The sequence below is a fragment of the Pseudomonas sp. SIMBA_067 genome, assembly GCF_046534675.1.
Taxonomy (GTDB): domain Bacteria; phylum Pseudomonadota; class Gammaproteobacteria; order Pseudomonadales; family Pseudomonadaceae; genus Aquipseudomonas; species Aquipseudomonas putida.
In genome coordinates this window covers 1-246 of record NZ_JAWRYH010001087.1, presented here as the reverse complement: position 1 = coordinate 246, position 246 = coordinate 1, and the positions used below count along the sequence as shown (strand labels likewise).

Here is a 246-nt window from a genome sequence, read left to right as displayed (position 1 = left end):
CGCGTGCGCAAGTCGGGCGTGCTGAGCCGCCATCGTCATCCGCAGGCGGTCCACGGCATGGTTCTCAAGGGCCGCTGGCGCTATCTCGAACACGACTGGGAAGCGACCGAGGGCAGCTACGTCTACGAACCGCCGGGCGAGACGCACACGCTCTACCTGCCGGACGACGTCGAGGAGATGATCACCTACTTCCAGGTGAACGGAGTGATGTTCTATTGCGATCCGTACGGCAACTACACGGGCTAC

Annotated in this window: 1 protein-coding gene; it reads left to right on the top strand. The window is 63.0% G+C overall.

What is annotated here, in order from left to right:
• A partial coding sequence (locus tag SB765_RS32615; RefSeq protein ID WP_410932892.1) for a 2,4'-dihydroxyacetophenone dioxygenase family protein occupies positions 1-246 on the top strand: 246 nt, incomplete at both ends.